The organism is Tepidibacter mesophilus (assembly GCF_002724055.1).
GTDB classification, from domain to species: Bacteria; Bacillota; Clostridia; order Peptostreptococcales; family Peptostreptococcaceae; genus Tepidibacter_A; species Tepidibacter_A mesophilus.
The window spans coordinates 82,814-106,446 of sequence record NZ_BDQY01000006.1 but is presented as its reverse complement, the minus strand read 5'-3'; the positions used below and the strand labels follow the sequence as shown (position 1 = coordinate 106,446).

Annotated in this window: 25 protein-coding genes and 1 pseudogene; 20 read left to right on the top strand and 6 right to left on the bottom strand. The window is 26.5% G+C overall.

The window, feature by feature from the left end; genetic code table 11:
- Nucleotides 1-7: 7 nt before the first annotated feature.
- A complete protein-coding gene (locus Tmeso_RS06240) occupies nucleotides 8-1,768 on the top strand; it encodes a cobaltochelatase CobT-related protein (RefSeq protein ID WP_099189323.1) in 1,761 nt (586 codons plus the stop codon).
- Nucleotides 1,769-1,872: 104 nt separating this feature from the next.
- Here the strand turns inward: Tmeso_RS06240 and Tmeso_RS06235 are convergent, their stop codons facing one another.
- Nucleotides 1,873-2,181: a nucleoside triphosphate pyrophosphohydrolase gene (locus Tmeso_RS06235; protein ID WP_099189321.1), complete on the bottom strand. Its 309-nt coding sequence runs from the start codon at nucleotides 2,179-2,181 to the stop codon at nucleotides 1,873-1,875.
- Between the two features lie 128 nt (nucleotides 2,182-2,309).
- Here Tmeso_RS06235 and Tmeso_RS17045 point away from each other — a divergent pair.
- The 6 genes and pseudogenes from Tmeso_RS17045 to Tmeso_RS06210 all read left to right on the top strand — a co-directional run.
- Nucleotides 2,310-3,323 (top strand): annotated as a pseudogene (locus Tmeso_RS17045) (DEAD/DEAH box helicase family protein); the annotation flags it as partial.
- Nucleotides 3,306-4,730 carry a DEAD/DEAH box helicase gene (locus tag Tmeso_RS17040; RefSeq protein ID WP_330400309.1) on the top strand — a complete coding sequence of 475 codons (1,425 nt, stop codon included), beginning with the start codon at nucleotides 3,306-3,308 and terminating at the stop codon, nucleotides 4,728-4,730. The pseudogene Tmeso_RS17045 and the gene Tmeso_RS17040, both read left to right, overlap by 18 nt.
- Before the next feature lie 2 nt (nucleotides 4,731-4,732).
- Nucleotides 4,733-5,095 (top strand): HIT family protein, encoded by a 363-nt coding sequence (locus Tmeso_RS06225; protein ID WP_099189319.1) that lies wholly within the window; start codon nucleotides 4,733-4,735, stop codon nucleotides 5,093-5,095.
- 84 nt (nucleotides 5,096-5,179) lie between these two features.
- Entirely contained in the window at nucleotides 5,180-5,644 is a 465-nt protein-coding gene (locus tag Tmeso_RS06220) for a spore coat protein (RefSeq protein ID WP_099189317.1), read from the top strand.
- 386 nt (nucleotides 5,645-6,030) lie between these two features.
- Nucleotides 6,031-6,249, top strand: coding sequence for a hypothetical protein (locus Tmeso_RS06215; RefSeq protein ID WP_099189315.1), 219 nt, complete (start codon nucleotides 6,031-6,033; stop codon nucleotides 6,247-6,249).
- A gap of 53 nt (nucleotides 6,250-6,302) precedes the next feature.
- Nucleotides 6,303-6,800 carry a dCTP deaminase/dUTPase family protein gene (locus tag Tmeso_RS06210; protein WP_099189313.1) on the top strand — a complete coding sequence of 166 codons (498 nt, stop codon included), beginning with the start codon at nucleotides 6,303-6,305 and terminating at the stop codon, nucleotides 6,798-6,800.
- A gap of 8 nt (nucleotides 6,801-6,808) precedes the next feature.
- Here the strand turns inward: Tmeso_RS06210 and Tmeso_RS06205 are convergent, their stop codons facing one another.
- Entirely contained in the window at nucleotides 6,809-7,009 is a 201-nt protein-coding gene (locus tag Tmeso_RS06205) for a hypothetical protein (protein WP_099189311.1), read from the bottom strand.
- 135 nt (nucleotides 7,010-7,144) lie between these two features.
- On the opposite strand from Tmeso_RS06205, the gene Tmeso_RS06200 reads away from it, so the two are divergent.
- The 3 genes from Tmeso_RS06200 (at nucleotide 7,145) to Tmeso_RS06190 (ending at nucleotide 9,161) form a co-directional block, all read left to right on the top strand.
- Nucleotides 7,145-7,501, top strand: coding sequence for a C-GCAxxG-C-C family (seleno)protein (locus Tmeso_RS06200; RefSeq protein ID WP_099189310.1), 357 nt, complete (start codon nucleotides 7,145-7,147; stop codon nucleotides 7,499-7,501).
- Nucleotides 7,502-7,534: 33 nt separating this feature from the next.
- Nucleotides 7,535-8,416: a tRNA 2-thiocytidine biosynthesis TtcA family protein gene (locus Tmeso_RS06195; protein WP_099189308.1), complete on the top strand. Its 882-nt coding sequence runs from the start codon at nucleotides 7,535-7,537 to the stop codon at nucleotides 8,414-8,416.
- A gap of 193 nt (nucleotides 8,417-8,609) precedes the next feature.
- The gene (locus Tmeso_RS06190) at nucleotides 8,610-9,161 is read left to right on the top strand and encodes a MerR family transcriptional regulator (RefSeq protein WP_099189306.1); all 552 of its coding nucleotides are present in this window, start codon (nucleotides 8,610-8,612) and stop codon (nucleotides 9,159-9,161) included.
- Nucleotides 9,162-9,185: 24 nt separating this feature from the next.
- Here the strand turns inward: Tmeso_RS06190 and Tmeso_RS06185 are convergent, their stop codons facing one another.
- Nucleotides 9,186-9,710 carry an NUDIX domain-containing protein gene (locus Tmeso_RS06185; RefSeq protein ID WP_099189304.1) on the bottom strand — a complete coding sequence of 175 codons (525 nt, stop codon included), beginning with the start codon at nucleotides 9,708-9,710 and terminating at the stop codon, nucleotides 9,186-9,188.
- Nucleotides 9,711-9,886: 176 nt separating this feature from the next.
- On the bottom strand, nucleotides 9,887-11,053 hold the full coding sequence (locus Tmeso_RS06180) for a DEAD/DEAH box helicase (RefSeq protein ID WP_187296251.1): 1,167 nt from the start codon (nucleotides 11,051-11,053) through the stop codon (nucleotides 9,887-9,889).
- A 203-nt stretch (nucleotides 11,054-11,256) separates the two neighbouring features.
- Between Tmeso_RS06180 and Tmeso_RS06175 the strand changes: the two genes are divergently transcribed.
- The 4 genes from Tmeso_RS06175 to Tmeso_RS06160 all read left to right on the top strand — a co-directional run bounded on the left by Tmeso_RS06175 (nucleotide 11,257) and on the right by Tmeso_RS06160 (nucleotide 13,833).
- Nucleotides 11,257-11,523, top strand: a complete 267-nt coding sequence (locus Tmeso_RS06175; protein WP_330400307.1) for a GIY-YIG nuclease family protein — start codon at nucleotides 11,257-11,259, stop codon at nucleotides 11,521-11,523.
- 186 nt (nucleotides 11,524-11,709) lie between these two features.
- Complete coding sequence (locus Tmeso_RS06170) at nucleotides 11,710-12,018, top strand: hypothetical protein (RefSeq protein ID WP_099189300.1); 309 nt, start codon at nucleotides 11,710-11,712, stop codon at nucleotides 12,016-12,018.
- 36 nt (nucleotides 12,019-12,054) lie between these two features.
- The gene (locus tag Tmeso_RS06165; protein ID WP_187296250.1) at nucleotides 12,055-12,852 is read left to right on the top strand and encodes a Cof-type HAD-IIB family hydrolase; all 798 of its coding nucleotides are present in this window, start codon (nucleotides 12,055-12,057) and stop codon (nucleotides 12,850-12,852) included.
- 123 nt (nucleotides 12,853-12,975) lie between these two features.
- Nucleotides 12,976-13,833 (top strand): M15 family metallopeptidase, encoded by an 858-nt coding sequence (locus tag Tmeso_RS06160; RefSeq protein WP_099189296.1) that lies wholly within the window; start codon nucleotides 12,976-12,978, stop codon nucleotides 13,831-13,833.
- Nucleotides 13,834-13,865: 32 nt separating this feature from the next.
- Here the strand turns inward: Tmeso_RS06160 and Tmeso_RS16375 are convergent, their stop codons facing one another.
- Complete coding sequence (locus Tmeso_RS16375; protein ID WP_187296249.1) at nucleotides 13,866-14,033, bottom strand: hypothetical protein; 168 nt, start codon at nucleotides 14,031-14,033, stop codon at nucleotides 13,866-13,868.
- A gap of 293 nt (nucleotides 14,034-14,326) precedes the next feature.
- Here Tmeso_RS16375 and Tmeso_RS06155 point away from each other — a divergent pair, with 293 nt between their 5' ends.
- The 5 genes from Tmeso_RS06155 (at nucleotide 14,327) to Tmeso_RS06140 (ending at nucleotide 20,945) form a co-directional block, all read left to right on the top strand.
- On the top strand, nucleotides 14,327-15,853 hold the full coding sequence (locus Tmeso_RS06155; protein WP_187296248.1) for a sensor domain-containing diguanylate cyclase: 1,527 nt from the start codon (nucleotides 14,327-14,329) through the stop codon (nucleotides 15,851-15,853).
- Between the two features lie 131 nt (nucleotides 15,854-15,984).
- Complete coding sequence (locus Tmeso_RS06150; RefSeq protein ID WP_099189292.1) at nucleotides 15,985-17,856, top strand: sensor domain-containing diguanylate cyclase; 1,872 nt, start codon at nucleotides 15,985-15,987, stop codon at nucleotides 17,854-17,856.
- A gap of 188 nt (nucleotides 17,857-18,044) precedes the next feature.
- Nucleotides 18,045-20,339, top strand: a complete 2,295-nt coding sequence (locus Tmeso_RS06145; RefSeq protein ID WP_099189290.1) for a DNA topoisomerase — start codon at nucleotides 18,045-18,047, stop codon at nucleotides 20,337-20,339.
- Between the two features lie 118 nt (nucleotides 20,340-20,457).
- On the top strand, nucleotides 20,458-20,595 hold the full coding sequence (locus Tmeso_RS16370; protein WP_187296247.1) for a hypothetical protein: 138 nt from the start codon (nucleotides 20,458-20,460) through the stop codon (nucleotides 20,593-20,595).
- A gap of 137 nt (nucleotides 20,596-20,732) precedes the next feature.
- A complete protein-coding gene (locus Tmeso_RS06140; RefSeq protein WP_099189288.1) occupies nucleotides 20,733-20,945 on the top strand; it encodes a KTSC domain-containing protein in 213 nt (70 codons plus the stop codon).
- Between the two features lie 84 nt (nucleotides 20,946-21,029).
- On the opposite strand, the gene Tmeso_RS06135 is transcribed toward Tmeso_RS06140, so the two are convergent.
- A complete protein-coding gene (locus tag Tmeso_RS06135) occupies nucleotides 21,030-21,581 on the bottom strand; it encodes a nitroreductase family protein (protein WP_099189286.1) in 552 nt (183 codons plus the stop codon).
- A gap of 355 nt (nucleotides 21,582-21,936) precedes the next feature.
- On the opposite strand from Tmeso_RS06135, the gene putP reads away from it, so the two are divergent.
- Nucleotides 21,937-23,418 carry a sodium/proline symporter PutP gene (putP, locus tag Tmeso_RS06130; RefSeq protein ID WP_099189284.1) on the top strand — a complete coding sequence of 494 codons (1,482 nt, stop codon included), beginning with the start codon at nucleotides 21,937-21,939 and terminating at the stop codon, nucleotides 23,416-23,418.
- Nucleotides 23,419-23,633: the final 215 nt, after the last annotated feature.

The following is a 23,633-nucleotide window of genomic DNA, read 5'->3' as shown; positions in this document are numbered from 1 at the left end:
TATTGTTATGTATAGTAATTATGATTTTGAGAATAGATTAAAAAATATTATGTGGACCATATGTGGAGATTATGATCAAAATTTAGAAAGCTTTGAAGAATTCTCTAACAAATCTAAGAATATATCTATTTATTATGCTGCTAAATTAGGAGCAAGGAGAAAATATATAGATTGGAATATGATAAAAGGCTATATAAATCATAAATTAAAAAATGGTGTAGAAAAAGATACTATAATTCCTATTGTAGAAATATGTGCTGATATCATGGTTGAAGAGAATTTGATTAATGAAAGGCCAGGGATTTATGATATAAGAAAGATTGGATTAGAAGAAATTTTCCAAAATTATTTTGAAGTAAATGCTAAAACTTTTATTGAAAAAATAAAATATGCTTTAGTCTTAGAACAAATGGGAAAGTACGGAAATGTAGATAGTAGAGTCAGAAATATATTAAAGGAAATGAAAGTTTGTAAAGACTCTAAGGATACATTAGAACTTTTGAAAAATATAGAAATTCTGTATAATACGTACTTTGATCAAGATTTATCCGATATAGAATTTGTATATGAACAGGAGACAGTGGATGAGAATAGAAAAGCAGATATTGAAAATCTAGATGAAAACTTTTCATCATTTATGTATGAAGAACTATATGAAGATGAAGATATTTCAAATGAAATAGATAAAATATCATCATCTCTTCTTATACAATCAATAGGAGACTTTAAAAATAATAGAGATTTGAAATTAGAAGATAATACAGTAATATCTATTGATGATGACTCATTAAAAAAAATATATGAAAGAATAGAGTATTACTATGGCAAATCATTGATTTCAAAGGAAGAACTTAAACACATACAAAATAAAATATGTAAAAATGTACATAGAGGGTGCAGGGTTCATTTTACAGATGGGGTATTAAGGTCAGATTGTGATAATTTATTTCAAATAAAATATGTAACTAAGCAAAAAGAAAAAAATATGTCCGTATTTAGGGAAAATATAAAGATATACAGAAGGAATATTTCAAGATTAAAAGACATATTAACTAAAACATTAATGGCTGAAAAGGAAATATCAAGAGTATATTCTTATAGTGGATCATTAGATGCAAATAAGCTTTGGAGGATTGGAAGAAGCAATAATACAAAGGTATTTACAAGAAGTGAAGATAATGAAAAAGGTGGATATGTTGTAGATATATTATTAGATGCTAGTGGATCTCAAAGTTCAAGACAAGGAAAAGTGGCAACTCAAGGGTATATAATATCTGAGGCTTTGACTCGCTGTGGAATACCAAATAGGGTTATGAGTTTTTGTAGTTTCTTAGATAATACTATTATTAGAAGATATAGGGATTATGATTCTCTGATAAGTGAGAATAATAATATATTTGAATATTATGCATCAGGAAATAATAGAGATGGACTAGCTATTAAAGCTGTAAGCGAAGGTTTATTAAATAGAAATGAAGAGAATAAAATACTTATAATTTTAAGTGACGGAAGACCTAATGATATAAATATTAAAAAAAATAACAATATAAGAGCATCATATAAAGGAAGAGCTGCTGTAATGGATACAGCTTTTGAAGTTAGAAACTGTAGAAAAAATGGAATTTTAGTTCTTGGTGTATTTACAGGTAAAGAAGAAGATATTAATGCTGAAAAACTTATATATGGAAAGGACTTTGTATATACAAGAAATATAGAAAGGTTCTCAGATATAGTAGGATCATATTTGAAGAAAATTATAATGAATTAAGGGAATTCATTTTAGAGTTCCCTTAATTCATATTAACCTTAAGTTTTTCTCCTATATGGATTAGAGTATCAAGCATTTTTAAATTCACCTCTAATTCGAAATAATTAATATACTTTTGTTAATATAATATTTTTATCAAATCCTCCGTTGCATTCTTTCTTTTGTATTCTTTTATCTAATAAATCCTGTTCTGAATATCCCATCTTCTTTGCCAATGAAAATAGAACTTCCATTATATCTGCAAGTTCTTCTAAGTTATTATCTTCATGAAATTCTTTTACTTCTTCATCTAATTTAGTATCTAAATAAGATATAGCTTCTTCATCAGTTACTATGTGAGTATCAAATTTTTTACCTGCATTATCTATTATTTCAGGAATTTTATCTCTAATGATTTTATTATATAATTTCATATTCTATCTCCTTTATGATTAGCGATACAAATATTTTAACTTTTTATCTAAATTAAGTCAAAGTCATTTATAGTATATAATATAAATGGTAAAATTAACTAAAGTACTTATTTTAAGGAGAATTGACTATGGTTCATAATGATAAATGCATTACAGGATATAATAAGCACTTATATAAATTTATTAAAGAATCTATACAAAAAGCTAAGAAAGTAGATATAATAGTATCTTTTTTGATGGAATCAGGTGTAAGGTTATTGGAAGAGGATTTAAAAGAAATGGTAAGAAGGGATATACCTGTTAGAATATTGACTGGAAATTATCTTAATATAACTCAACCATCTGCTTTATATTTAATAAGAACTATAATGGGAGATAAAGTTGATTTAAGATTTTACAATGATAAATCTAGAAGCTTTCATGCAAAAGCATATATGTTTGAATATGAAGATGGAGCAGATATATTTATTGGATCTTCCAATATATCTAGATCAGCTTTAACAGATGGTATTGAGTGGAATTATAGATTGACTAGAGATGGTCAGGAGGAAGATTTCAATTATTATAAGATGACTTTTGAAGATTTATTTTATAATAATTCTATAATAGTTGATGAAATGGAACTTGAAAAATATGCGAAAACATGGAAAAAACCAAAGGTAAACAATTATATTCCTGAAAAAAATGAGAAAGTAACGGAATTATTTCAACCAAGAGGAGCACAAATAGAAGCTTTATATAATCTTAACAAGACTAGACTAGATGGTATTGATAAAGGATTAGTGGTAGCGGCTACTGGGGTGGGTAAAACTTATTTGGCAGCCTTTGATTCTATAGAGTTTAAGCGTATATTATTTGTTGCTCATAGAGAAGAAATACTAAATCAAGCATATGATACTTTTAGTAATATACGAAGAAATTCTAAATTAGGTTTTTTTATGAATAAACATAGAAATACAGATTGTGATATATTATTTGAAAAAGTTCAAACATAGGGAAAAGAGAAATATTTAAATGAAAACTATTTTAAAAAAGATTATTTTGACTATATTGTAATTGATGAATTTCATCATGCTGTATCTAATAATTATAAAAATATAATAAATTATTTTGAGCCTAAGTTTATGTTAGGACTTACAGCAACTCCAGATAGATTGGATAATAAGGATGTATTTGCTTTATGTGATTATAATGTAGTTTATGAAGTATCTTTAAAGGATTCTATAAATAGAGGATATCTAGTACCTTTTAGATATTATGGAATATATGATGATAGTATAGATTATGAAGAAATAGAATTTAAAAATGGTAAGTACAATGATAAAGAATTAGAAAAGGCATTAAGTATAAATAAAAGAGCAGATATTATTCTAAAAAATTATACTAAATTCAAAACAGAAAAAGCATTAGGATTTTGTAAAAGCAAGCATCATGCAGAATATATGGCTAAATTCTTTTGTGAAAACGGAGTAAAGGCTTGTGCTGTATACAGTGACTCAAAAGGAGAGTATTCAAAAGATAGAAGGGATGCTATAAAAGCTTTAGAAAATGAAGATTTGAATGTGATATTTTCAGTTGATATGTTCAATGAAGGTGTTGATATAAAATCGATAGATATGATTATGCTATTAAGACCTACTGAATCTTCTACCATATTTTTACAACAGCTTGGAAGAGGACTTAGAAAGAACAATAATAAAAAATATCTTAATGTTCTAGATTTTATAGGAAATTATAAAAGAGCCAATTTAGTTCCGTTATTTTTAACTGGAGATAATAAAATTAGCAATAACTATGATACAAATCACGTACCTACAGAAGAAGAGTATCCTGAAGATTGCTTTGTTAACTTTGATTTCAGGCTTATAGATGTATTTAAAAATATGGAAAAAGCTAATATGAATATTAAGGATATGATAAAAGATGAGTATTTTAGAATAAAAAAATATTTAAATAAAATACCTAGTAGAACTGAAATGCTAACTTATATTGAAAATAATATATATGAAAATATGAGAAAAAAATCAAAAGTAAATATATTTAAAAATTATTTAAATTTTTTAGATGAATTAAATGAATTAGGTGAAGAAGAACAAAAACTTTTAAATACTAAAGCCAGTTTGTTCATAAACATGATAGAAACTACTGGTATGAGTAAAAGTTATAAAATGCCATTAATCAGAGCTTTTTATAATAATGAATTTAGATTAAAAATAGATGAAGATGATATATACAAATCGTTTAAGAAATTTTATTCTAATGGCTCAAATAAAATAGATTTAAAAAAAGATAAATCAACTTGTGATTATGAAAATTGGGAGAAAAAAGACTATATAAAACTTGCTAAACGTACAGCTATAAAATTCTTATTAAAATCAGAAAAAGATTTTTTCTATATGAATGATGAGTTTTTTTGCTTAAATACGGAATTGAATGATTATACGAATAATGAATATTTTATAAAACATTTTAAAGATGCTGTTGAATTTAGAGTTAGACAATACTACAAAAACAGATTTGAAGATAAGGTGAAACAAAAAGGAGATTAAATATGAACTGTATATTTTGTGATATAAAGGAATATATACTAGAAAATAAACTGTGTTATGCCATATATGATAAATATCCTGTTAGTGAAGGTCACATGCTTATAATAACTAAAAGACATATCAAGGACTATTTTGAGACTACATATGACGAAAAGATTGCTATAATAGATTTGATAGATAAGTGTAAAAATATGTTAGATGATAAGTACTCACCAGACGGATATAATATAGGTATTAACTGTGGAGAATATGCAGGTCAAACTGTTATGCATCTACACGCTCACATAATACCGAGATACAAAGGAGATATAGATAATCCTACTGGTGGTGTAAGAGGTGTGATTCCAGAAAAGAGAATATATTGATTTTGAAGAAGTAGTTTGAGCTACTTCTTTTTGTATGCATAAAAAGTATAATCTTGAAAAAACTAATATAAGGAGGTGGTTAGTATGTTAAATCTAACTCAAAAAGAAAGAATGTTATTAGAAGATCAAAAATCACATGAACAGATGTGTATTGACAATTACAGTGATTACGCTCAAAGAGCTAAATGCTCTGAGCTTAAGCAATTGTTCAATGGATATGTAACTAAGGAACAACAGCATCTAGATAGTATAAATCAGATACTAAGTGGTACTGTTCCAAATGTTAGTGGTGGACAACAGCAACAGCAAAACCAAACTCAAACTCAAACTTTTACTCCTGCAAATACATACGACCCACAAGATGCGCTTTTGTGTAAAGATGCGTTGATGGCTGAAAAGTATATATCAGGAGCTTACAATACTACTATATTTGAATGTTGTGATGCCAATGTAAGACAGGTTCTTAATCATATACAAAAGGAAGAACAAGAGCATGGTGAAGGTATATTTAATTATATGAGAAGTAAGGGGATTTATAATCCTAAATAGGAAATTTGACTTAGGATATAATTATTAGATGATAGTTATATCCTATTGAAAAAAACAAAAAAACATGATATAATTATATAAAAGATTCGCATAAACGCGAACTTAATCGAAAAGACTCGAAAATAAATTCGTGAATTTTATTAAAAGGGGGTATGTGTTTGATTATATATATAATAGCATTGATATTGACTGCATTATGTTTGGTATTTAGATATGGATTAACTAATAGTAAGTACAATAAGTAGATATCGAAAAGGAGAAATAAGTTATGGATTTTTCTTACAAATAAAACCCTGAAAACTAAATTATTAGTTTTTAGGGTTTTATTGTGTTATTAATTAATATGTATTTGGATAAAATGTAGTTATTAGGAAGGAGAGAGTATTATGTTCAAAAAAGATGATCTACATATTATATCCAAATCATTAGATTATTCTATAGCTAATTTGGAGAACTATTTAAATAAATATAGTGAGCATTTATGTGATTTAGACAAAGTTGATATAATATATCAAATTAAAAAGCATGAGGAATTATCGTGTAAGTTAAGGTGCACAATTGGAAGTTATGAATTACATAATCAAAATGTAGATATATACAAATAGCAAATCCAATGTTAATATATTAAAAGAAAATATATTAATAAAAGGAGAACTATATGACAAGAGGATTTAAAATAGTAGGTTATGATGAATTTAAAAAGACTTTAGGAAAAGATTTAAGTTATGAAGTTATAGAAGAAAAATATAATAATATGAAAAAACCAAGACGTGCTACTAGCTTATCTGCTGGATATGATTTCTATTGTGTAAATGATTTTACTTTAAGCCCTGGGGAATCTATAGTGGTTCCAACTGGTATTAAAAGTTATATGAAAGATGATGAATGTTTGCACATGCTGGTTAGAAGTAGCCATGGTTTTAAATACAATATAAGACTTAAAAATCAAGTTGGACTTATAGACTCTGATTACTATAATAATGAAAAGAATGAAGGGCATATATTTGTAGCTTTAAAGAATGAGGGAGATAAAGAGTTCTCTGTTAAATGCGGTGAGGCATTTGCACAAGGGATATTCCAAAAGTATTTAATAGCAGATGATGATGAGCCTGCCCAGGTTCTTAGAGTAGGTGGTATAGGCTCAACATCAAAGTAATTGTATATTTAAGTGGCTTTAGCTTCCATTTCATCGGTTAATTTTTCGATTTTCTTTTGTATATCGTTATATTTTTGTATTTGAGCTATTATCTCTGATTTTTCACATTGTGGTAAGCATTTATTATACTTATCTAAACTACTTTCTAAGTTATGTATAGAATATTCAATTGAGTGTAGTATGTCCTTTAATTCCTTGTATTCTAACATTAATATACCTCCGGTTAAGTTTAGTATGAGTCTTAAGTATTGACATATAGAATAGTTTTATACATTTTTATGCGATATGGTGATACAATATACTTTGGTATTATATTATTTTTAAATTAAAAAGGAGATATACATATGAAAAAAGCATTAGACTATTTTGGAAACGGATATAATTGTGCTGAATCTGTGATTAAAGCAACTAATGAAAAAAAGAATACAAAGATACCTGTAGCAATAGCAAGCTCTATGGGGCATGGTATGGCGGTTGGAAGTATATGTGGAGCTATATGTGCTGGTGTTAGTTCAATAGGAGTGTTAAAAGGTGGCCACGAAGTAAGTCAAAAAAAAGAAGCTAGATTATACACTAAAGAACTTATGAATAAAATAGAAGAAGCGTACGGAAGTGTTATATGTAAAGAATTAAAAGGAAATAATATTAGTTGCAAAGAATTGATCGATTATGTAGATAAATATATTGATAGTATAGAATAAACTATAATATTTGTGTTAAAAAGAGGTGACATAATGAGTAATAAAGATAATAATGGTATTGCTGGAAGTGGATGTGAGGTATTAATACCATTCAATGAAAGAAAGCCAGTTAGAGAGATTGAAAAAAGTATAATCAAGACTTATAGAAAACGTATATGGTCAAAGTTTGTAAAGGCAATAAAAGACTATGAACTTTTAAAGGATGGAGATAAGGTAGCTGTTGCTATATCTGGCGGAAAAGATAGTATGCTTATGGCAAAATTATTTCAAGAACTTAAAAGACATGGTCAAATAAAATTTGAACTTGAATTTATAGCTATGGATCCTGGATATCATGAGAATATAAAAGAACTTTTAATAGATAATTGTAATTATTTGAATATACCTATTCATTTATATGAGTCACAGATATTTGAAGTAATAGATAGGATAGCTCAGGATTATCCATGTTATATGTGTGCGAAGATGAGAAGAGGATCTTTATACTCAAAGGCACAAGAACTTGGATGTAATAAGTTAGCACTGGGACACCATTTTAATGATGTAATTGAGACTACTCTTATAAATATGTTTTATGCAGGATGCTTTAAAACTATGCTTCCTAAGTTAAAGTCCACAAATCATGAAGGTCTAGAACTTATAAGACCAATGTATTATATAAGAGAAAATGATATACAGACATTTACACAAAAAAGTGGTATATGGCCACTAAATTGTGCTTGTATGGTTGCTGCTAAGAAAACTTCTAATAAGAGAACTGAGATAAAAGAGCTGGTAAAAAATCTTAAGCTTGATTTTGAAGATATAGATAAATCTATATTCAAAGCAGCAGAAAATGTTAATATAGATGCTATTTTGGGATGGCAAAAAGACTCTAAAAAGCATTCTTATTTGGAATTTTATGATGAAGAATAATATTTTAAAGGGTTAATACAGCGAATATGTTGTATTAACTCTTTTTTTGATTAAAGGAATATAAATGGTTTTGTTGAACTTAAAAAATATGGTAGCAATTATTTGTAGATAATATGAGATGAAGAACTAACTGGTAACTGTTTTTAGCATTAAGCGGATTTTAATATATGTAATTTTTGTAGGGGGGATATTTATGAAATTATATACAATTAGTGAGGTATCAAAAAATATAGGATTAAATAAAAAAACTTTAAGAGATTGGGAAAAAGTATTTGAACTTAAAGTGTATAGAGATGATAAGGGGAATAGAAATTATACGGATTATGACATTGAGTTGATAAAAAATATAAAAAAATATAAACAACAGGGGATGGGAACAAATTTTATAAAGGAATATATAAATAATTGCAGTTTTGACAAATCTAATGAAGAATGTGCAGCTACGTTAATTGAAGCTAATCCATTAGAATCTATTGGTGATATTCAAAAAACTATGGCTGAGAATTTCAAAAGTATTATGGGAGAGGCAATAGGAGATATTGTTATTGAAAGAGAACAAAAATTAAAAGAAGATCTTGGCAATGAAATTAGTGAAAAACTTGATAATATAAGTATGAACTTAAGAGATGAGATAAGCAATAAGGTTAGAAAGCAGGTTAGAGTAGAAAACCAAAAGCTTATGTTGTATCTAGCAAATAATAGAAAGGAAAGTAAGAAAGGATTTTTTAGTAAAGTATTTGGATAACAAATAGGGACTTAATTTAAGTCCCTATTTGTCAATTAACTCATTTTTAATTAAATTAAGCATGAATGTTTCTCTTTCAACAGAAAGACCCATTTTAGAATCTTTAGTTTGAATTAATTTAGTATTGTGATTTATTGCTTCTTCTATATCTATCCATATTGTAGTCATGCCGTTTGAGATTTCATAATCCTCTAAGTTGGGTTCTCCTAGTTCTTTAGCGATTTTACAAACATAAAAATAGGATGTCATGTGCATAAGGTCATATCCTTCATAGTGAGTAGGTCTGTATTCGTCAAATATGCCAAATTCTTTTATAATCTCAATGTTTTTAGCACCTGTTTCTTCAGTCAATTCTCGCTTAAGCCCTTCAGTTAAGTCTTCATTAGATTCAACTCCTCCACCAGGAAAGCTGTAGTCATCGTATCTTTTAGTGTACATCAAAAGTATTTTATTTTCATTTAGTATTATTGCTCGTGCTGCTTTTCTTTCGAATATATTGCCTTTAATTTCTTTTATATCTTTATGAATCATTTTTTTTAATAATCTCATGAAAAAACTCCTTTATTATGAATTAAAATTAGTTTTGAGGCATAAAATTAATATGTAGTAATAACTAAAGATGAATCACTTTAAGCAGTAATATGCTTAGTGTTGAGTTTATAATCTTTCTTACTAAAAAAGATGTTAAAAAGGAGCCATAGGCTCCTTTTGTGATTGACAAATAGTTAGTATCTCCTTTTTTTTCTGTTGATTATATTGTCAACAAGAACTATTTTATTATTTGAAATAGTTATAGCTTCTTGGCTTATGTTTAGCTGCTTCATCATTTTGTACATTATGAACTTTTCTCTATCTCTAACTATATTTATTACAACACCGTCTTTATTCATTCTGCCTGTACGACCTGCACGGTGTAAATAATCTACTTTATCAAGTGGCAAATCCATATTGAATATATGAGTTACATTTTGAAAATCCATTCCTCTAGTAAATAAATCTGTAGTCACTAGTATTTTAAGTTTCCCTTTTTGAAAAGATGATAATAAATGTTGTCTATCTTGGTTTTTAGTTCTAGTTTGAATACCTCCAACTGAATAACCTTGCTTGTGAAGATCTTTTACGAACCTATCTACATTTTCGTTTTTATTTATAAAAACTAAGGATTTTGAAGGTCTTATAGTATTTAGTATTTCGACTAAGGTATCCGTTTTTCTAGGAGAAGTACTTATTATATATTGGTGCTTAATTTTTGTAGGTATAGGTTTAATATGATCTAGGTTAATAAATTTAGGATTTTTCATAAGCTTGTTCAGTATATCATTAGATTGTTCGGATATAGTTGCAGAAAAGCTTAGTAGTTGTCTATCTTTTAAAGTTGTTTTTATTATACCTTGAACTTTTGATATAAATCCTTTTTCAAGTATTTGATCAACTTCATCTAAAGCTATTGTATTTATATTGTGCATTTTTATTTTTTTAAGACTTATAAGATGAAGCAGTCTTCCTGGCGTTGCTACTATCAAATGTGGTTTTTGTTTTAGTCTTTCTATTTGTTTTTCAATATTCATACCTTCTACTATGCAAAAAGTTCTTATATCTGAATTTTGAGTTATTCTTTCCGCTTCTTTTTGTATTTGAATACTTAATTCTTTACTAGGTGCTAATACTAGCATTTGTAAATCATTTTTATTTGGGTCTATTTTTTGTACCATAGGGATTAAATAAGATAAAGTTTTACCTGTACCTGTTCTAGCTTTTCCTATTACATCATTACCTTCTAACGTTATAGGAATTGTATCAATTTGTACCTTAGTTGGCTCCATTATATTAGATTTAGTAAGGTTGTCTACTATGAATTCGTGTAAATTAAACTGTTCAAATTTATTTTGCATTTTGTATCTCCTTTTTTCTTTTATGAATATATTATATCCTAATATGAGTATCTTCGATACCATAATACGGATTTTTTTGCTATATATGAAATTATAATACTCAAGTATTTGTATTGTAAAGCATTAGTACTATTTTTTGTGTATAATATATCTAGAAATGCAGTGGTTGCGAATTTGTAGCTATGAATTTAGGGGGATTTTTTATGAAATCTAATGAGGATAGTAGGACTATTAATTATGTTTATATAATAGAGTGTAGTGATGGAACTTTTTATACTGGATACACTAATAATTTGGATAAAAGAATAAATACACATAATAAGGGTAAAGGAGCTAAGTATACAAGATGTAGGCTTCCTGTTAAATTACGTTATTATGAAGAATATGATTTAAAAAGTGAAGCTTTAAAGAGAGAATACAAAATAAAACAAATGACAAGAAAAGAAAAAATACAATTGATAGAAGGATAATATAATATTCTCAATTTATGCATAATATCAATAAGTGAATAAAGTTATCAACTATTTTGAGTAATGGAGCCCGTTAGGACTCGTTGGCGACATGAGCCATACGATAGCATGAAGCGAATTTTGTTTTTTTGTTTTCGACAAATATGTTATTATATAGATAAGAATATAAAAGATGGGGTTATATAAATGTTTGGAAAGACTAAAAGGAGAAATAACAAAAAAAATAGTGCAGGAAATAATATTAATTATTTAAATAAAATGATACCGGGTCTTTCTGTTACTTTGTATCTGAGTATATATTCTATTTATTATCTTGATGTTAGCATATTTGAAAAATATATAAATTTAAATGAGGATATTCTGAGAATAGTGTGTGTATTGACAGCTTATATATTAAGTGGGTATATAAGTACTATAAATATTAAAAATCACAAAAATATAAAGTTGACATATATGATTAATTTTATTGTTTTCATTGTAATACTAGTGATATAATTTGAATTAAATTAATATTTAAAGGAGGATTTGAAGGTGGGATATAAAGCAATAATTTCAGATTTAGATGGAACACTCCTTAATAGTAATCATAGAGTTAGTGAATATACTAAGAGTGTAATTGAGAAGGTTGTAAAGAAAGGAATAAAATTTTTTATAGCAACAGGAAGACATCATAAGGATGCATCACATATTAAGGAACAGCTTAATTTGGATACGGTACTAATAACTTCTAATGGTTCAAGAGCACATAACTTTAAAAATGAAAAATTATTGTGCCATAATATAGATTCTGAAATATCTAAATCTATATTAAAAATGAAATTTGATGAGGATATTCATGTAAATGTTTATCAAGAAGATCATTGGCTTGTAGAAAAAGAAAATGAATGGCTGGGTGATTTTAATGATGAGTCTAGTTTTATGTATAAAATGGTTGACTTTAAAAATTTAGATTCATATGAGTGTATAAAATTCTTTTTTATATGTAATGATGGAAATAAGTTGAAGTTAGTTAAAGAAGAAATTGAATCAAAGTTTTCTGATTATGTACATGCTACATTTTCCCTACCTATATGTCTTGAGGTAATGGCCAAAGGAGTATCAAAGGGAGCTGCTTTAGAAGAAATATTAAAAGATTATGGAATATCATCTAATGAAGTTATAGCATTTGGAGATGGATTTAATGATTTTGAAATGCTAAGCAGTGTTGGAAAAGGGTTAGTAATGGGAAATGCTGATGAAAATTTAAAAAAAGCTCTTCCTGATAATGATATTATAAAGACTAATAATGAGGACGGAGTTGCAAAGTATATAGAAGGTTTGTTTTTATAGAAAATAAAGAAGGAATGCAAAACACACTCACAAAGGGAGTGTGTTTTTGTGTTATAAACAAATATATAATGATCTGCATATATTATTATAGGCATATAGATTATAATAGCAAGGAGGGACAAAATGAGTAAAAATTTAGAGGACTTACATCCATATGTCAAATATTTAGCCGAAAAATTTATTAAAGAATGTAAAAAGCAGGGTATAGATGTTTTGATATATAGTACGTTTAGAAGTAAAGAAGAACAAAATAAATTATATGAACAAGGTAGAAGTGCTCCTGGGAATAAAGTTACTAATGCAAGAGGAGGGTATTCGTATCATAATTATGGATTAGCATTTGATTGTGTACCTATTATAAATAAAAAGGCACAGTGGGATAGAATAGACTTGTATGAAAAAATGGGGCAATTAGGTAAAAATATAGGTCTTGAGTGGGGAGGAGATTTCAAAAGCTTTAAAGATATGCCTCATTTTCAATGGACAGGAGGTCTTAATATAAAAGATTTGTTACAAGGGAAAAGACCTATATCTCAATTAAATTTAGAATTTAATAATTCAATAATTAAGTTATCACAAGCAAATATTATAACTACCCCAAATTATTGGATAGATAATAAAGAATATAAAAGTGAATATGTAAAAAAACTTATATATAATTTTTCTCAGTATTTAGGAATTAATAAACCAGAAAATGAACTTGAAAATATATTAAATGAATTAAGAAATAAAAAAGTGATAGATTCACCAGATTATTGGATTAATAGCTCAATATATAAGTCTGAATATGTAATAGAACTTATTATTAAATTTGCAAAATATATAGAAGCAAATAATATTGACAGTGAATTCATAGCTTCGGTAAATAAGTTAGCTAATAAAAATATAATAAATAGTTCAGATTATTGGATTAATAATAACGAATATAAAAGTGAGTATGTTAAAGAGCTTATTAATAAAGTTGCAGATAAATTAGGGTAGTTTAACTACCCTAATTTATCTTTTTTTAATAGTTATTTATTATTATCATTTTTCTTTTCATAAGGTTTAGTAGAGCCGATAGTATGTCGATTTAAATTATTTGGTAGAGTCAATTCATTACCCATTTCTAAATCTATTTGATGAAAATTTTTTGTTGCTTGAGAATCTGATATTTTGCGAGTTTTCTTATTTTTAATCATATAAATCCTCCTTTAATCTTACTTAGTATTAATTTAACCAATAATACGAAAGCTATATTAGAAATTATTGTACATTAAACTTTTGATTTTAATATGAAAAATCAAACGAAAATTAAATATATATTTTAAGAGACAAAAAAAGACAAAAATATAAAAAATATTACAATGCTTTAAAAAAATATTATGATATAATATTAAAAACAGAAATTTTTTAATTTAAATAGGTTTAATTTAATATAAATACATAACTTGTTTTCATGTTTTACAAAATATACAGAAAGGATAAATTAAATATGTCTCTATATAATTTCTTTCGATCTTTATTTAAATTAAGTAAATTAGATAAATTATATGATAAAAAAATCAATAAAAATAAAGATATAAAACAAGTACCAGAAAAAATAGAACTTTGCTCAAAATTGAGAGAAACAATAAAGATGAAAGAAAACTTTAAATTTCTTCAAAACTTTATAGATACTATTCCTAATCCAATATTTTATAAAGATGAAAACGGAGTTTTTAAATATTGTAATACAGCTTTTACTGAATTTTTAGGATTAAAGGAAGAAGAAATTATAGGAAATACTACTTATGACATTAATCCAAAAGAATTTGCAGAAATTTATTATAGATATGATAATGAGTTGATAAAAAATAAAGGTAAACAAACTTATGAGGGTAAACTTAAACATAAAGATGGTTCAATTAGAGATGTCATTCTTAATAAAGATGTTATTAAAAATGAAAAAGAAGAGGTTAAAGGTATTGTTTGTTCTATAATTGATATTACTGAACGCAAAAAAGACCAAAAAAGAATAAATAAATTACTAAAGATAAAGGAAGCTATGCTTGAAATAAGTTATTCTATTATTGGAGTAAATGATATTAATGATTTATTTGATTTAATATTGCAAAAGGCAATTGATTCTATTGAAAATGCAAATGTAGGATCGGTATTAATTTTAGATGATAATAAAAATTTGAAAATTGCTGCATCTAGAGGATATGAAATCGAACAATCTAAAAAATTTAGTATTAAGCTTAATGATTCAATTATATGGAATAAAACAAATGGAAATATATATGAAACGATAATTATTAATGATGTTGATAAAATAACGAAAATTAATCTTTTAGCAATAAATCAAGAATTTAAAATAAAATCTATTATTTCTTCACCTATAATTATAGATAAAGAATTATATGGATTTATAAATATTGATAGCAACAAAAGCAATGTTTTTGATGATACAGATTTAAAAATAATGGAATATATAAGAAACCAAGTACAAATATCAATTAGTAAATATAGGTTATATGAAGAAGTATTTTATTTATCTAGATATGATAAGTTAACTAATGTTTATAATAGAAGATATTTAGAAGATTTATTTGATGGATATATGCGTAAATCTCCCCAATATATAGAACATTTTTCTTTAGTAGTGTTTGATTTAAATCAATTGAAGTTTGTAAATGACAATTATGGGCATTTAGCAGGGGATGAATTGATTAAATCATTCGCTAAAAACTTAAGTGAATGTATTAGATCTTCAGATGTTTTAGTAAGGCTTGGAGGAGATGAATTTGCAGGAGTATTTTTTAAAACTAATTCTACTAATTTAATTAAAAGGTTTGAAGATTTAATTAAATTATTTAAAAAAAATCCAATAGTATTTGAAGGAAATAATATTACTTGTAGTTTCAGCTACGGTATAGCGGAATTCCCAAAGGACAGTAATAACTATAAGGAATTAATAAAAATTGCAGATGAACGTATGTATAAGTATAAACATGGATTAAAAGACAACAAAATATAATTAGTATAAAAAATAAAAGCGGATTCGCAAGAATTCGCTTTTATTTTTAAATTAATACAAATATTTCAATAATATTTATTATTTGATATACTTATTAAAAAATGGTAATTTCATATAGAGGGGGAAAATAAATGTTTTTATTTAATTGGATTAAGTCTTTATTTAATCCTAAAAAATTAAATATTTTTAAAAATGGAAATAAAAATGAAATTATTTTAAAAGAAAAAGAAGCAATTTTAAAATGTGCTCAAGAAATATGTCATTTAGGTATTTGGGAATGGAATTATGAATTGAATAAAATTTTTCTTTCCTATAAATTATGTGAAATGGTTTCTATACATAAACAAAAATATGAAGGTGATTTAGATATTTTTATTGAGACGTTAGTTCATGATGATTATAAAGATTTTGTAATAAAATGTATTAAAAATTCAATAGAAGACGGAATAGAAAAAAATATGGAATATAAAATAATAAATTCAAATAGAGAAGAACTATGGATAAGGGTAAATTCTATTTGCATATATAATGATAATAAAAAGAGGTTTAAAATGATTGGTATGGTTAAGGATATTACTCAGGGTAAGAACTCTGAAATGTTGATTGAAGAAAATGATGAATTTCTTGAAGTGCTAATAGACACGATTCCAAGTCCGATATTCTATAAAGATGAAAACGGTATATACAAATATTCTAATACTGCTCATATAGAGTATTTAGGAATTAAAAAAGAAGACATTATTGGACATACTATTCATGATATTATCAACAGAGAAATTGCTGAGATTCATAGCAATGTAGACATTAATATAATTAAAAATAAAGAAAAACATATATACGAATCGCAGTTTCAATGTAAAGATGGGTTATTACATGATGTGATTTTTAATAAAGCACCATATATAAACCATAAGGGAGAAGTTAAAGGAATAGTTGGGGTCATGGTAGATATAACAGAACGCAAGAATTCAGAAAAAAAAATAAAAAAATTATCAAAGATAAAGGATTCTATATTAGAAATAAGCTATTCTATAACTGAAACAAGTAATATTACAGAATTATTTAATTTAATATTAGATAAGGTAATTGAATCTATACAGAATGCACATATTGGATCTATTTTAATATTGGATGATAATGAAAATCTAAAAATTGCTACACATATAGGATATAAGCAAAAAAATGCTGAAAAGTTTAGCCTTAGATTAGAAGATTCATTTATATGGCATAAGACTTCGGGGAGAATAGATAAAACAGTTATTATTAATGATTTTGATGAGATGTTTACTACAAAATGCCCAAATATTTTAGAAAATGAAGAGTGTTTTAAAGTAAAGTCCTCTATTAGTTCGCCTATAATAATAAACGGGCAATTATATGGTTTAATAGGTATAGATAGTAAGTATAATTATGCATTTGATGAAATTGATATAGAGTTAATGGAATATATGAGAAATCAAATTTCCATAGCTATTGGGAAACATACACTTTATGAAGAAACTGTATATTTATCTAGGTATGATAAATTAACAAATGTCTATAATAGAAGGTATTTTGAAAAAATACTAGATATATATATTAATAAGTATATTCTATGTAATGAAGAATTTTTATTTGTACTATTTGATTTAAATGAATTAAAACTTATAAATGATACTTATGGACATTTAGCAGGAGATGAGATTATTAGAACATTTATATCTATATTGAGGAAACGAATTGGGCCTTCAGATATATTAGCTAGAATTGGAGGTGATGAGTTTGTAGGTATTTTTTTTGAAATTGATTTACAAAGTCTTATTAGAAAATTTGAAGATATAATTGATTATTTTAAAGTACATAATGTGAAATTTGAAGAAAACGATATTATATGTAGTTTTAGTTATGGTATAGCTAATTTTCCTTATGACGGAGATAAATATAATAAATTAATAAAAACTGCTGATGAGAGAATGTATGAATATAAACAAAAAAGTAAACATGATTTTAATAAAATTCAGTAAAAAAAGTGATTTAATATTGATTAACAGTGTATACATTAGTATGATTTTGCAAAAAAAAGAATTATAGATTATAATATTAAGGTAAAGTTGATATTATAAAATATAAAAATATCGAGCATATTATTTGCTCGATATTTTTAATTACTAGGAATATATAAAAAAATTTATATTGTAGGTGATTTATTAAGATGAGTAAAGCATTATTTGTAGCAGAGAAACCTAGTGTTGCCATGGAATTTGCAAAAGCATTAAATATAAAAGGAACCAAGAAAAATGGATATTTTGAATCCGATAAGGCTGTAGTGACTTGGTGTATAGGACACTTAGTTAATATGAGTTATCCTGAAAAATATGATATGAAATATAAAAAATGGGTTCTTAAAGATTTACCTTTTTTACCAAAGACATACAAGTATGAGGTTATACCTGGTGTTAAAAAACAGTTTGATATAATTAAAAGTCAAATGCAAAGAAAAGATATATCAACTATATATGTATGTACGGATTCAGGAAGAGAAGGAGAGTATATATATAGATTAGTTGATGATATGGTTGGTGTAAAAGATAAGGTGAAAAAAAGAGTATGGATAGATTCACAAACTGAGGATGAAATTAGAAAAGGTGTAAAAAATGCAAAACCACTTAGTGAATATGATAAATTATCAGATTCTGCATATCTAAGAGCAAAAGAAGACTATCTTATGGGTATAAACTTTTCTAGATTATTAACTCTAATGTACGGTAGAACTATTAGCGATTATTTAGGAACGAATTATACTGTAATTGCAGTTGGTAGAGTTATGAGTTGCGTTCTTGGTATGATTGTCAACAGAGAAAGAGAAATAAGAGATTTTGTAAAGACACCTTACTATAAAATTAATTCTTCTTTTAAATTTGAAGATATTCTTGATTATGATGGAGAATGGAAGGCTGTAGAGGATTCAAAATATTATATGTCTCATTTGTTATTTAAAGATATTGGGTTTAAGGAAAAAGAACAGGCTGAAAAGTTCATTGATTATCTTAAAGAAGGTAATGAGGAATTACTAGCAAAAATTGAAGAAGTACAAAGAAAAAAAGAAAAGAAAAATCCACCATTGCTTTATAATTTAGCAGAGATTCAAAATGAATGTTCAAAAAAGTTTAAATTAAGCCCAGATGAAACACTAAAAATTGTACAAGGATTATATGAAAAGAAAATGCTTACATATCCAAGAACAGATGCCAGAGTTTTATCAAAAGCTGTTGCGAAAGAAATAGATAAAAATATAAGGGGTCTTTTAAATATAGAAAATACCTGCGATCTGGGTAGTGAAGATAAGCACATTAATGAATTTATCAAAAATATATCGGATAATAAATTATTTTTAGGTCTTGAAAAAACTAAATATGTAAATGATAAAGCTATTACGGATCACTATGCTATTATACCTACAGGTCAAGGTTTAGGTAATTTTAATAAGTTAAATGATACGGATAAAAGCGTATTCTTACTTATTGTACGAAGGTTTTTGGCTATATTTTATCCGTGTGCAGTTTTTAATAAGTTATCAATAACTACTAGTATAAAAGATGAAAAATTTTATACATCTTCTAAGGTTTGTATTGAAAAAGGATATTTAGAAATAACGGATTACGATAAAAAACCTCAAAATTCGAAGAAAGATAATATGGATGAATTTAAAAACTTAAAAAAAGGCGCTATTGTAAAAATTAATAAACTTGAAATTAAAGAATCTGAAACTACTCCACCTAAGAGGTATAATTCGGGTTCAATGATTTTGGCTATGGAAAATGCGGGTAAACTAATTGAAGATGATGAATTAAGAGAGCAAATCAAAGGTAGCGGGATTGGAACTAGTGCTACAAGAGCTGAAATATTAAGTAAGCTGCAAAAAATTAAATATATTAAATTGAATAAAAAAACCCAGATACTAACTCCTGCATCCATGGGAGAGATGATTTATAATATAATAATAAGATCAATACCTTCTTTAATTAGACCAGAGCTTACAGCAAGTTGGGAAAAAGGGTTAACTATGGTATCTAATGGTGAAATAGAGTGCAAGGATTACATGCTAAAGCTTGAATCGTATGTTATGAAGAATACTCAAAAGGTATTGGGACTTAGAAACCACTTAGAATTAATGGATTCATTCACATCGATTCCAAACTGTAAAAAATCAACTAAAAATAATAAACGGAAAAAACCAGAAAATTCTTTAGGTCTATGTAGCTGTTGTAATGGAGATATTTTAGAAAATAGCAAGGCTTTTTATTGTACTAATTGGAGCAATGGATGTAAGTTTACTATATGGAAGAACAGTCTTGAAAGACATGGAATTATAGTGGATGATACAATTATAAAAAAATTATTAAAAGATGGAAAGATTATTGGAATAGAATCAAATCAAAATAATAAAAAAGTAAATATAAGTATTAGGATTAATGATAGCAAAAATCCAATATTAGAAATATTCTAAAATTAAATTATGAAATTATATCATTTTTAATTATTTTATTCATACAGTAATATAAAGTGGAACTTTTAAATAAAAGATATAGGTTTCGCTTTATATTAAATATTAAAGAGGGGATTATATGGATAATCTTAAGCAACACAAAAAATTAAAAATGAGAAAAATTACTATAGAAGAAATGCGAAAAGAACAAAAAAAAATAAAGGATATAGCAGAATATATACTTAAACAAAAATTCAAAAAAAACAAATCGAAGTAAATAAAAAGGCGGGGGATGTATACAATTAACCTCGCTTTTTTGTATATAAAATAAAATACGACAACGCGTTTTTGCATATTTTTTATATGTAATTTAGTATAATTAAATTAATAAGAGATTATCTAGGGGGAGATAAAATGGTAAGAAACAATATAAATTCATCAAACATATTTTCTTTGGCCTATGATGCTGAGAAGAGAATGTTAGAAATTGAATTTGATTCTGGGGAAATATATAGACACTTAAATGTACCTAAAAGTGTATATGAAAAAATGGTAAATTCTGAGTTCTTAGGATATTATATAAACTACAATATTAGAAATAACTATCCTTGTGTAAAGGTAAAATAATATAAATTATATTTTGAAAAGGAATGTAATTAAATGTATACATATAAAAACTGCTGGTAATAAAGACACCAGCAGTTTTTACGTTTAATGAATACTTGTATATGGACTATCCCATTTGTTTAGGCATATGTGATCATTTATAGTATCTTTGTTAGGTTTATTATTATCATGATCACTGTATTCTCCCATTGGACTCATAGCAACAACTCTGTATTTATCTGGGATACAAAGTGTTTTCTTTATCTTATCCTCATCAAGGGATGCTATCCAGCATGTACCGTATCCTTCATTTGTACATGCAAGCACTAAATGTTCCATGGCTATACCTGTATCAACTAGATATAAATCTTTATTGTCAATAGATCCAGAACCAGAAGGGTCAGCAACTACAACTGCAACAAGAGGAGCTTGTGTAATTGAGTTAGAAGCACTATTAACATCATTCATAACAGCCATTGATAATTCTTGTTTTTGCGTTTCACTGTCTACTAGTATGAATTTAAAGCACTTATTATTTTTCCATGAAGGGGACATGATAGTAGCTGTTAAAATTCTATCCAATTTATCTTTTTGGATAGGGGTGTTTTTAAAGTTTTTGATGCTTTTTCTTTCATTTATGACATCATAAAATTGCATAAAATCACACTCCTTTTTGTTATTATTGACATTAAAAGATTAAAAATTCTTAACTTATTATGGAATAAAAAATTAGAAATTTTCAAAAAATTAGCAAAAATTAAAAAATGAACTATCGAAATTAGTCGAAATATGTTATAATATTATCTATATAAAATTAATATTAGTGAAAAAAGCATGATTTTCATATAGAAATTATGCTTTTTTATTAATATAAAAAAAGTCTATATTGTGAATTTGTTTGAAATCTAAGAGTTCTTACATTGGTTATATCAAGGGTATTAAGTACTCTAAAGTTTATGAATTAAGTTTCATTTTACATGATGACTTGAAAAATATTAAGGAGGGTTTTACGATGTTAGCAGATATAAGTATACTTATATCTTTTGGAGTTTATTTAGTTGGTATGTTAGTAATAGGACTTATATTCTACAAAAGAACTGAAAATTTATCGGATTATGTTTTAGGAGGAAGAGGTTTAAACAGTTGGGTAACGGCACTTAGTTCTCAGGCATCTGATATGAGTGGATGGTTACTTATGGGATTACCTGGATATGCCTATTTATCAGGACTTGAATCAATTTGGATTGCTATAGGATTGGCTATAGGGACATATATGAATTGGAAATTCATAGCTAAAAGATTGAGACAATATACTGAAATAGCAGGTGATGCTATAACATTGTCAGTTTACTTTGAAAATAGATTTAGAGATAAAAGTAAAATGCTTAGAACTGTTTCGGCTACATTTATATTGATATTTTTTATATTATATACATCATCTGGATTTGTAGCTGGTGGAAAATTATTCAATACAGTGTTTGGAATGCCGTATATATCAGCACTTACGGTAGGAACTATTGTTGTTATATCTTATACATTTCTTGGTGGATTTATGGCTGTAAGTTGGACTGATTTTTTCCAGGGTATGCTTATGTTCTTTGCGATACTAGCTGTCCCAATTGCAGGTACTGTCAAATTGGGAGGGACACAGATTACGCTTGATTCTATAAAAAAATTGAGCCCTGAGTTTTTGAATCCATTAACTACTATGGATGGAAATACAATTGGAATTATATCTGTAATTTCATTGTTAGGGTGGGGTCTTGGATATTTTGGACAACCTCATATATTAGCAAGATTTATGGCTATAACTTCTCCTAAAAAAATAAAGGAAGCAAGAAGAATAGCTATGATATGGGTTGCAATAAGTTTGTGTGCAGCTGTTATTGTTGGTATGGTAGGTAGAGTGTATATTACTCAATATCTTAAAGGCCCAGAGTCAGAAACCATATTTATATTAATGGTTAATTCTATTTTTCCAGCAGCATTTGCAGGAATATTTCTAGCCGCTATTCTAGCTGCTATTATGAGTACTGCGGATTCACAGCTTTTAGTTGCAGCATCTGCATTTACTGAAGATATATATAAGGCATTAATAAAAAAAGATTCGACAGAGAATGAATTGGTTTGGGTAAGCAGAATAACGGTTATAAGTATAGCTGTAATATCATATATATTAGCACTTAATCCAAATAGTTCTGTTCTTGAATTAGTGGCTTATGCTTGGGCAGGATTTGGAGCAGCATTTGGACCTGTTGTTATAATGTCTTTATTTTGGAAAAGAATGACTGCTAAAGGAGCATCAGCAGGTATGTTAGCAGGAGGAATTACTGTTTTAATATGGAAACATATTCAAGGAGGAATCTTTGATGTATATGAGATAGTACCTGGATTTATATTAGCTACAATATCTATAATTGTATTTAGCTTGATGGATAATGAGCCTTCTAAAGAGATAATAGATGAATTTAATAAAGTAGAAAATATATCTTAATTAAATTCATAAATAAAAAACAGCTTTCTAAAATGAAAGCTGTTTTTTTTGTTTAGAATTATAAGTAATAGATAAATGAGGATTATACGCATCATATTAAGGAAAGACATATTCGTGAAAAAAATTCATATAATAGTATATAAAGATTATTTAAACGTAGATAAAATTCATTAACAATAAAAAGTTTCATAATCATAAAATAATTATAGAAAAAA